Raw genomic sequence first — 9,848 nt, forward strand, 5'->3', positions numbered from 1 at the left:
TCAATTCTTCACCTCCGCGAGCGCCGCGAGAATGCGCGCCCATGAGCGGATGCCCTTGTGAAAACTCTTCAGGTCGTACTTCTCGTTCGGCGAATGGATGTTGTCGTCGTCGAGCCCGAAGCCGACCAGCAGTGAGTCCAGCCCGAGCGTGCGCTTGAAGTCGGCGACGATCGGGATCGAGGCGCCCGACCCCATCAGCACGGTCTCCCGGCCCCACTCTTCCGTCAGCGCCTTCTTGGCTGCCGCCAGCGGCTTCATGTTCCAGTCGAGCGCGATCGCCTCGCCCGCGGAATGGTCGCCGAACGCGACCGAACAGTCGGCCGGAATGCGCGCCGCCACGTACTCGCGGAAGGCCTTTCGGATCTTGAGCGGATCCTGCCCCTCGACCAGGCGGAACGACACCTTGGCCGACGCGATCGACGGGATCACGGTCTTGGAGCCCTCGCCGATATAGCCGCCCCAGATGCCGTTGACGTCGCAGGTCGGGCGCGACGAGATCTGCTCGATCAGGAGACGCCCCTTCTCTCCCGCCGGGATCGACAGCCCGATCGGCTTGAGGAAGGTCTCCGGCGTCAGATTGAGCTTCTTCCACTGCTCCAGGATGTCGGGCGGCAGGTCCTTCACCCCGTCATAGAAGCCGGGAATGGTGATGCGGCCGTCGTCGTCGAACAGGCCGCCGAGAATTTTGGTCAAGACCCGGATCGGGTTCTGCGCGCCGCCGCCGAACACACCGGAATGCAGGTCGCGATTGGCGGCGGTGATCTTGATCTCCTCATAGAGCAGCCCGCGCAGTGACGTCGTGATCGCCGGCGTGTTCGGGTCCCACATGCCGGTGTCGCAGACCAGCGCATAGTCGCATTTGAACTCGTCCTTGTTGGCCTCGAGGAACGGCACGAAGTTCTTCGAGCCGACCTCCTCCTCGCCCTCGATCAGGAAGGTGACGTCGATCGGCAGCGAGCCGGTCACCGTCTTCCAGGCGCGGCAGGCTTCGATGAAGGTCATCACCTGTCCCTTGTCGTCCTCGGCGCCGCGCGCGACGATGATCTTGCGGCCGTCGGCGTGCTCGGTCACGACGGGCTCGAATGGCGGGCGGTTCCAGAGGTCGAGCGGATCGACCGGCTGGACGTCGTAATGGCCATAGAACAGCACGTGCGGCCGCGCACCGCCGGTTGCCTTGCCGTCGGTCCTGCTCTTGCCGACCACCGCCGGATGCCCGGCGGTCGGCCGCACCTCGGTCGCAACGCCGAGGCTCGCGATGTCGCCGGCGAGATGCGCCGCCGCCGCCTTGCAGTCATCGGCGAAGGCGGGATCCGCCGAGATCGACTTGATCCGCAGCAGCGCGAACAGGCGCTGCAGGCTGTTGTCGAAATCGGCATCGATGCGTTCGAGCACGGACTGAAGCTGCGCGTTGGACATTGTTTCGTTCCCGATGGCCGTGGGTCTCATGATGATCCGGGTTTTAGCTCCGCTGCGTCCGGCGAGCCAGCCGGCGGATGGCGGATGTGCCAGGCGAGTGCACCGGCGAGCACGGCGGTCGCCGCCAGATTGTTGCCCCAGGCCTGCAGGGCCAGCGGGAACGGCGGCAGCGCCAGCAGCATCAGGATGCCCGGAAACGCCAGCGCGATCCAGGTTCCAAGCCGCACATTGACCCGCTCGTCGAAGGCGGCGCGATGGATCAGCACGGTCGTCGGGAAGAACAGCCAGATGAAGTAATATTGCCGGGCGAGCGGCGAGGCCACCGTCATCAGGCAGAACAGGATGCCGAGCTCCTCGGCATCCGAGCGCGCGGTGCGCCGCCGATCCGGCGGCATCACCGCGAGGAAGCCGAGCCCGAGCGCCAGCGACACCGCGAGCACGATCCAGTTCGCGGTTTTGAAATCGACGTCGATCACGTTCATGGTGCGCGGCGGCTTGCTGGGGTCCTCCTGATTGTAGTTGAGGGGGCGCACCAGGCGGTGGGTCACGGCGATGATGGACTGGTTGACCCACGACCAGTTCTGCTCGTCGCGCTGGCCGAAGCCCTTTTCCGAGCTCGATCCGACCATGCCCTGATACCAGGTCTTGAGCTCGCTGGCGTTGTGCTGGAAGCCGCGGATGGGCGCCGGCACGACGAAAAGCAGGATGCCGATGAAGGCGAGCATGCTGGCGACGGCGGCCCATTGCCGCCGCCAGACCAGATAGGGCAGCACCGCAATGGGGAAGACCTTGATGCCGGTGGCGAGCGCGAACATGAAACCGGCAAGCCAGTCACGCCGGTGCTGCAGGCTCCAGAATCCGTACAGCATCATCGCGAGCAGCACGAGGTTCGGCTGGCCGAGATCGAACATGTCGAACACGAAGGTGACGGTGACGAAGCCGGGGAGCGCGAACAGCCACGGCCCCGGCACGCGCCTCGAACCGGTCATGGCGTTGGAGAATTGCGCGGTCATCCACCACGCCACCGCGTTGAGGATCGACAGGCAGAGATAGAGCGGGACCTTGCCGAACCAGCTCGGGACCGCCAGCAGGATTGCCGGCAGCGGCGGATAGATGAAGGGAAACTGCTCGCTCGCATCGCCGGGGTAGAGATCGCCGCCGTGCAGCACCTGCTGGCCGGCCCAGTACCACAGCGCGTAGTCCTTGGTCTTGCCGTTGCCCAGGATTTCCGGAACGAGCACGTCGGCGGTCAGCAGCACGCAGCAGACCAGGAACAGGATATCGAGCGGCGCGCGCAGCGACGGCGCCCTGAGCACGCCCGCTCCGCCTCGAGATGGGATGGCGTTCACGCGACCGGGACCTAGCGCCGCATGAGGCCGCCGAGCGCGCCGCGCACCAGGGCGCGGCCGACCGAGCCGCCGAGCTGGCCGCCGACCGACTTGCCGAGATCGGCAACCACCCCGCCGACCACCTTGTTGGTGACCGTGCGCGTGACGTCGCGCGCGATCTTCTGGCCGGTGCTCAGCCGGCCGCGCGGGGTGCTGGTGCCGAAGATGGTGCCGACGATCGAGCCGATCTGGCCGAGGATACCGCCGCCGGACGAGCCGTCCGCGCCGTCCGCATGCGCCGCGGTACCCGCGATGCGCTTCTGCAGCATCTCGTAGGCCGAGTCGGAGTCGACGGCGGTGTCGTATTTGCCCTTCACCGGGCTCGCATCCATGATCGCCTTGCGCTCCTCCGGCGTGATCGGCCCGATCCGCGCCGAGGGCGGACGGATCATGACGCGTTCGACCATCGCCGGCGTGCCGTTGCCTTCGAGGAAGGACACCAGCGCCTCGCCCTTGCCGAGCTCCATGATCACCTGGGCGGTATCGAGCTTCGGATTGGGCCGGAAGGTCTGTGCGGCGGCCGCGACCGCCTTCTGGTCGCGAGGCGTGAAAGCGCGCAGTGCGTGCTGCACCCGGTTGCCCAACTGGCCGAGCACGCGGTCGGGCACGTCGATCGGGTTCTGGGTGACGAAGTAGACGCCGACGCCCTTGGAGCGGATCAACCGTACCACCTGCTCGATCTTGTCCATCAGCGCCTTCGGCGCGTCGGTGAACAACAGATGCGCCTCGTCGAAGAAGAACACGAGCTTCGGCTTGGGCGGGTCGCCGGCCTCGGGCAGTTCCTCGAACAGCTCCGACAGCATCCACAACAGGAAGGTCGCGTACAGCCGCGGGCTTTGCATCAACTTGTCGGCGACGAGGATGTTGATCATGCCGCGGCCGTCGCGGTCGGTGCGCATGAAATCCTTGAGCGACAGCGCCGGCTCGCCGAAGAATTTCGTGCCGCCCTGGTTTTCCAGCACCAGAAGCTGGCGCTGGATGGTACCGACGGTGGCCTTGGTGACGTTGCCAAAACCCTGCGCCGCCTTGCGGATCGGCGCCAGCGGATCGGCCTCGGCGTCGTCGCCCTTCTTGGTGGAGTCCGGCACGATGGCATCGAGCAGCGCCCGCAGGTCCTTCATGTCGATCAAGGTGAGGCCGTTGTCGTCGGCGACGCGAAAGGCGACGTTGAGCACGCCCTCCTGGACGTCGTTCAGGTCCAGCATCCGCGACAGCAGCAGCGGCCCCATCTCGGTGACGGTGGCCCGCACCGGATGGCCCTGCTCGCCGAACACGTCCCAAAACACCGTCGAGAACTGGTCCGGCTGGAACGCCAGCCCCATGTCGGCCGCCCGTTTGGTGATGAAGTCCTTGGCCTCCCCCACCTGCGAGATGCCGGAAAGGTCGCCCTTGATGTCGGCCGCGAAAACCGGGACGCCGGCGCGCGCAAATCCCTCCGCCATCACTTGCAACGAGACCGTCTTGCCGGTTCCGGTTGCACCGGTGACGAGGCCGTGGCGATTGGCGAGCGCAAGCGTCAGCCAGGCCGTCTGCTCGCCCTTGCCGACGAAGATCTTGTCGCCGGTATCGCCGAGCGTGGTATCGGATGTCGCCATCGTGGTCTGCCTCGTGATCCCAGAGAGGAACGTGCGGTCGAAGGGGTCCGCAATCTAACGCATGTCGGTCGCCGATTGAACCGGGCGGACGCGCGCCGAACGGCACGCACATGCGACATCGTCGGAGATCAAGAGCACGTTCTCAGCCAAAAGTCGGAATGAAAAGTGCGCTGCGCGGCAATTTCTTGCGGAATCGATCGCTTGCTCTTGCATCGCTGCAACACTTTTCCAGTCAATCGAGACGAATCGCAGCTTCCGCCGCGTTCATCGCTTGAATTTCGTACCGCACAGGCCCAAGATCATTTTCAGAGAGAAAGACTCCGGTACACAACCGGTCGAGGGGCTGGCAATATGGACGAGCTGATCGGGCGGCTGGCGTCAAGCGCCGGCATCGATGGTGCTGTCGCCGAAAAAACCGTCGGCATCATGCTGGGCTTCCTCCGCAACGAGGGTCCTTCCGACAGCGTCCAGGCCTTGATCGACGAGATCCCCGGTGCTGAAGCCGCGATCGCCGCGTCGCAGAAGGGCGGCGGCCTGTCCCGACTGATGGGCGGCGGCCTGATGGCCGTCGGCACGCGGTTGATGGGCCTCGGTCTCGGCATGTCCGACATTCAGAAGGTTGCCCGTGAACTTTTCCGCTTCGGCCGAGACAAGATCGGAGCGGATCAGATGGGCAATATCATTGCAGGGACGCCAGGCCTCAGCCAGTTCGCCTGAAGCGCCAGTTCAAATCGAGTATCATGACCTATCCCATCTCCGAGATTGACGGCCTCTCGGCCTTCGCCGCCAGCAAGCTGAAGGCGCTGGGGATCCGTACCACCGAAGCGCTGCTGGAGGCCGCCAGCACCGTGAAGGGGCGCAAGGCGCTCGCGGCCAAGACCGGCATCAGCGAGCAGCTGCTGCTGGAATGGGCCAACGTCTCCGACTACATGCGCATTCCCGGCATGGGCAGGGCCAAGGTCGGCCTGGTCCGCGCCGCGGGCGTCACCACGGTGCGCGAACTCGCCTACCGCAATCCCGTCCGGCTCGCGCAGAACATGCGGGACGTGAACGAGAAGCGAAAACTCGTCCGCGTGCTGCCGTCGGAAAAGTCGGTCGGTGACCTCATCGCCAAGGCCCGCAAGCTGCCGCCGAAGATCACGTATTGAAATCCCTCTGACCTCCCCTCGTTTTCTGCGCTTCCGACCCGTCATCCTGAGGCGCTCGCGGTACGCGAGCCTCGAAGGATGCACGGCCCGGGTGCGGCCGCATTGGACCGAGCGGTGAGAGCCGGGTCGTCGCCGCCCTTCGAGGCTCGCTTCGCTCGCACCTCAGGATGACGGATCGGCCTCCCCTTCCCGTCTTGACTCCACCTCTCCGACCGCGCAAAGCGACCGCATGATGGCGCGGCCCAACCCATCCGTCTCGGCTTCCGGTCCGGCTGGCAAATCCGGGCTGCGGGTGCTGCTGGCAGGCGCCGTCCCGGCGGTGATGGGCGTGCTCAACATCACACCGGACTCCTTCTCCGACGGCGGGCAATTCATCGCGCCCGAGGAGGCGCATGCGCAGGCGCGGCGGATGATCGCGGCCGGCGCCGACATCATCGACATCGGCGCAGAATCCACCCGTCCTTATAAAGGCGCACAACCGGTCACGGCCGAAGAGGAACTACGCCGCCTGAAGCCGGTGCTGGCGGGGGTGATCGCGCTAGGCCGCCCCGTCTCGATCGACAGCATGAAGGCGGAGGTCGTGGGCTGGGCGCTCGACCACGGGGCTGCGATCGTCAATGACGTCTGGGGCCTGCAGCGCGACGCCGGCATGGCCGCGCTCGTCGCGGCGCGCAAAGTGCCCGTCGTCATCATGCACAACCGCGACAGCGTCGATGGCGCGATCGACATCATGGCCGACATCGCCGCCTTCTTTGACCGCTCGCTCGACATCGCGGCGAAGGCGGGTATCGCGCGCGACGACATCGTGCTCGATCCCGGGATCGGCTTCGGCAAGACGGCCGAGCAGAGCATGACGGCGCTGGCCCGGCTCGACGAGCTCGGCGGCTTCGGCTTGCCGGTGCTGGTCGGCGCCTCGCGCAAGCGCTTCATCGCGTCGGTCTCCCCCTCCGAGCCCGAGGGGCGGCTCGGCGGCTCGATCGCCGCCCACCTCATCGCCGCGCAAAACGGCGCGCGGATCATCCGAACCCACGACGTCGCCGAGACCGTGCAGGCCCTGCGCGTGGCGACAGCGATCGAGAGCAAGCGATGACCGATACGATCTTCGTCACCGGCCTCGTCATCCACGCCCGCCATGGCGTGATGGAGCATGAGACCGAAGTCGGCCAGCGCTTCGTGATCGACCTCGAGCTCTACACCGACCTGCAGGACTCCTCCCGCACCGATCGCCTTGCCGACACCGTGTCCTATTCCGACGTGGTGACGACTACGACCGCGGCGTTCAAGAACACCAACTACAAGCTGCTGGAGCGCGCCGCCGGCGCCGTCGCCGACGCCATCCTGTCGCACTTCAAGCGCATCCGCGCGGTGAAGGTCACCGTGCACAAGCCGCACGCGCCGATCGCCGCGATCTTCGACGACGTCGGCGTGGTGCTGACCCGTTCGCGGTATCCCTCGCATGGCTAGCGCGCTGATCGCGCTGGGCGGCAATGTCGGCGACGTCCGCGCGACGTTCCGCGCGGCGATCGCCGAGATCTGCGGCCGCGCACAGGCGGCACTGGTCGCCCGCTCCGCCGACTACGAGACGCCGCCCTGGGGCGATGAGGACCAGGCTTCCTTCGTCAATGCGGCGATCGAGATCGAGACCGGCCTCGACCCGCAGGCGCTGCTGGCCGTGCTGCAGGGGATCGAGCGGAAATTCGGCCGGGAGCGCGACAAGGCCAGGCGCTGGGGCCCGCGCACGCTCGACCTCGACCTGATCGCCTATGACGACGTCGCGCTGCAATCGCCGGAACTGACCCTGCCGCATCCGCGCGCCTTCGAGCGCGCCTTCGTGCTGGTACCGCTGGCAGAAATCGCGCCGGAGCGTCTGATCGGGGGCCGCAAGGTGAGCACCGCGCTCGCCAGCCTGTCGACGCAAGAAATCAAGCGGCTGCCGGATACCGGTTAACCAAAAACAACCGTTTGCTTGGGCACCCGCCCGTGGCAATTTCGCCGCCAACGATGCGAATGATGATTTCAGGGAGTCCCCTGCCGAATGACGTCCGTGACTGACGATCTGCCGCTGGCCGCCGAGTTTCCGCAAAGCGCGCAAGAAGATTGGCGCAAGCTGGTCGACGGCGTGCTGAAGGGCGCGCCGTTCGAGAAACTCGTCGGCAAGACCTATGACGGAGTGAAGATCGAGCCGCTCTACCGGCGCGCCAAAGGCGTGGCGCCGGTAGTGGGACGGCCGGCGGCCGCACCCTGGCAGATCATGCAGCGGATCGATCATCCCGATGCCAAGATCGCCAACGCGCAGGCCCTGCAGGATCTGGAGAACGGCGCGACCGGGCTTGCACTGGTGTTCGCCGGCGGCAATGGCAGCCACGGTTTCGGTCTCGAACCGAGCGCCGAAGCGGTCGCCACGGTCTTGAAGGACATTCATCTCGATGCCGGGATCGGCATCGAACTTCAGCTCGGCCCGCAGTCGCGCATGGCCGCGATCCACGTCGCCGAATACGTGAAGAGCCGCGGCCTCGATCCCGCCGCCTGCGACATCCGCTTCGGCCTCGATCCGCTCGCCGCCTGCGCAGTGTGGGGTCACAGCCCCTATGGCTGGGACGAGATCGCGCCCGCCGTAACGAGCGGGATCAAGGGACTTGCCGGGCTCGGCTTCAGGGGGCCGTTCGCTTCGGCCGACGGACGCGTGATCCACGACGCCGGCGGATCGGAGGTGCAGGAACTCGCCTTCGTGCTCGCCTGTGGCGTCGCGTATTTGCGCGCGACCGAGACAGCCGGCGTGCCGCTCGATCAGGCCCGAGGCATGATCTATGCGCGGCTCGCCGCCGACGCCGATCAGTTCCTGACCATGGCGAAATTCCGTGCGCTGCGGCTCTTGTGGGCGCGCGTCGAGGCGGCCTGCGGGCTTGACCCAAAGCCGCTGTTCGTCGCCGCCGAGACCGCCTGGCGCATGCTGACCCAGCGCGATCCCTACGTGAACATGCTGCGCGCGACCATGGCGACGTTCTCGGCGGGGCTTGCGGGGGCCAACGCGATCACGGTGCTGCCGCACACGCTGGCGCTCGGCCTGCCCGATCCCTTTGCGCGCCGCGTGGCGCGCAATACCCAGCTCCTGCTCCTCGAGGAAAGCAATCTCGCAAAGGTATCCGACCCGGCGGCGGGCTCCGGCGGCATCGAGACGCTGACGTCGGAACTTTGCATCGCCGCCTGGGCGCTGTTCCAGGAGACCGAGAAGGCCGGCGGCATCTTCGCCGCGCTCCAGCAGGGCCTGATCCAGGACAAGGTCGCCGCGACGCGGAAGGCGCGCGAGGCCAACATCGCAAAACGCCGCGACGTGCTGACAGGCGCGAGCGAGTTTCCCAACCTGCAGGAGGCCGGGGCGAAGGTGCTGGATGCCGCGCCGGTCGCGCTCGCGCCCTACGGCGAGGCGAAGTTCAAGTTCGCCTCGCTGGCGCCGATGCGGCTGGCCCAGCCGTTCGAGGCGCTCCGCGACAAATCGGACGCAAGACTGAAGGCGCGCGGCGCGCGGCCGAGCGTGTTCCTCGCCAATCTCGGCACGGCGGCCGATTTCACCGGTCGCGCGACGTTCGCGAAAAGCTTCTTCGAAGCCGGCGGCATCCTGGCCGTCGACAGCGAGGGCTTTGCCGATCCGGGCAAACTCGCCGCGGCGTTCAAGGCCTCGGGCGCGGAACTCGCCTGTCTCTGTTCCAGCGACAAGGTCTATGCGGAACGCGCGGAGGAAGCCGCCAAGACCCTGCAAGGCGCCGGCTGCAAGCATATCTATCTGGCAGGCCGCCCGGCCGAAACCGAGGCGAGCCTGCGCGCAGCCGGCATCACGGGCTTCATCTTCGCCGGGGGCGACGCACTTGCGACCTTGCAAGACGCCTATCGGCGGATGGAGCAGCCATGACCGAGGCCAGCAAGCCGGTTCTCACGGGCGGATGCCAATGCGGCGCGGTCCGGTTCGCGCTGACGGCAACCCCGACCAAGGTCAGCATCTGCCATTGCCGGATGTGCCAGAAGGCGAGCGGTGCGCCGTTCGCCTCCTTCGCCGACATCAACAGGACCGAGCTTGCCTGGACCAGGGGAAAGCCGTCGTTCTTCCGCTCCTCCTCCATTGCCGAGCGCGGCTATTGCGCCGCCTGCGGCACGCCGCTGAGTTTTTGCCGCATCGACGGCGACAGGATCGAGATCATGACCGGCGCTTTCGACCGCCCGGACCGGGTGGTGCCGACCCGGCAATATGGCAGCGAGTCGCGCCTCGGCTGGGTGGTCGGCATCGCCAATCTGCCGAGCCAGACCAA

Annotated in this window: 10 protein-coding genes; 7 read left to right on the plus strand and 3 right to left on the minus strand. The window is 66.8% G+C overall.

Going from position 1 to position 9,848, the window contains the following annotated elements:
• The 3 genes from KGM94_RS07230 to KGM94_RS07240 are packed head-to-tail and all read right to left on the minus strand — an operon-like array spanning window position 1 to window position 4,399.
• A complete protein-coding gene (locus tag KGM94_RS07230) occupies window positions 1–1,416 on the minus strand; it encodes a M20/M25/M40 family metallo-hydrolase (protein ID WP_300256362.1) in 1,416 nt (471 codons plus the stop codon).
• A 26-nt stretch (window positions 1,417–1,442) separates the two neighbouring features.
• Window positions 1,443–2,732: a glycosyltransferase family 87 protein gene (locus tag KGM94_RS07235; protein WP_300256364.1), complete on the minus strand. Its 1,290-nt coding sequence runs from the start codon at window positions 2,730–2,732 to the stop codon at window positions 1,443–1,445.
• Window positions 2,733–2,776: 44 nt separating this feature from the next.
• On the minus strand, window positions 2,777–4,399 hold the full coding sequence (locus KGM94_RS07240) for a helicase HerA-like domain-containing protein (protein WP_300256366.1): 1,623 nt from the start codon (window positions 4,397–4,399) through the stop codon (window positions 2,777–2,779).
• Between the two features lie 351 nt (window positions 4,400–4,750).
• On the opposite strand from KGM94_RS07240, the gene KGM94_RS07245 reads away from it, so the two are divergent.
• From KGM94_RS07245 to KGM94_RS07275, 7 genes are all read left to right on the plus strand, one after another.
• Window positions 4,751–5,116, plus strand: a complete 366-nt coding sequence (locus KGM94_RS07245) for a DUF2267 domain-containing protein (RefSeq protein ID WP_300256368.1) — start codon at window positions 4,751–4,753, stop codon at window positions 5,114–5,116.
• Window positions 5,117–5,139: 23 nt separating this feature from the next.
• On the plus strand, window positions 5,140–5,547 hold the full coding sequence (locus tag KGM94_RS07250; protein ID WP_300256370.1) for a DUF4332 domain-containing protein: 408 nt from the start codon (window positions 5,140–5,142) through the stop codon (window positions 5,545–5,547).
• A 229-nt stretch (window positions 5,548–5,776) separates the two neighbouring features.
• On the plus strand, window positions 5,777–6,637 hold the full coding sequence (gene folP, locus KGM94_RS07255) for a dihydropteroate synthase (protein WP_300256372.1): 861 nt from the start codon (window positions 5,777–5,779) through the stop codon (window positions 6,635–6,637).
• A complete protein-coding gene (folB, locus tag KGM94_RS07260) occupies window positions 6,634–7,011 on the plus strand; it encodes a dihydroneopterin aldolase (RefSeq protein ID WP_300256374.1) in 378 nt (125 codons plus the stop codon). The genes folP and folB overlap by 4 nt, the downstream gene beginning before the upstream one ends.
• Window positions 7,004–7,495, plus strand: coding sequence for a 2-amino-4-hydroxy-6-hydroxymethyldihydropteridine diphosphokinase (folK, locus tag KGM94_RS07265; protein WP_300256376.1), 492 nt, complete (start codon window positions 7,004–7,006; stop codon window positions 7,493–7,495). The genes folB and folK overlap by 8 nt, the downstream gene beginning before the upstream one ends.
• Before the next feature lie 87 nt (window positions 7,496–7,582).
• A complete protein-coding gene (locus tag KGM94_RS07270) occupies window positions 7,583–9,454 on the plus strand; it encodes a methylmalonyl-CoA mutase family protein (protein WP_300256378.1) in 1,872 nt (623 codons plus the stop codon).
• Window positions 9,451–9,848: GFA family protein (locus KGM94_RS07275; RefSeq protein WP_300256380.1), on the plus strand; the 398-nt coding region annotated here is incomplete at its 3' end. The genes KGM94_RS07270 and KGM94_RS07275, both read left to right, overlap by 4 nt.

This window comes from Bradyrhizobium sp., from assembly GCF_028868675.1.
Lineage (GTDB): Bacteria > Pseudomonadota > Alphaproteobacteria > Rhizobiales > Xanthobacteraceae > Bradyrhizobium.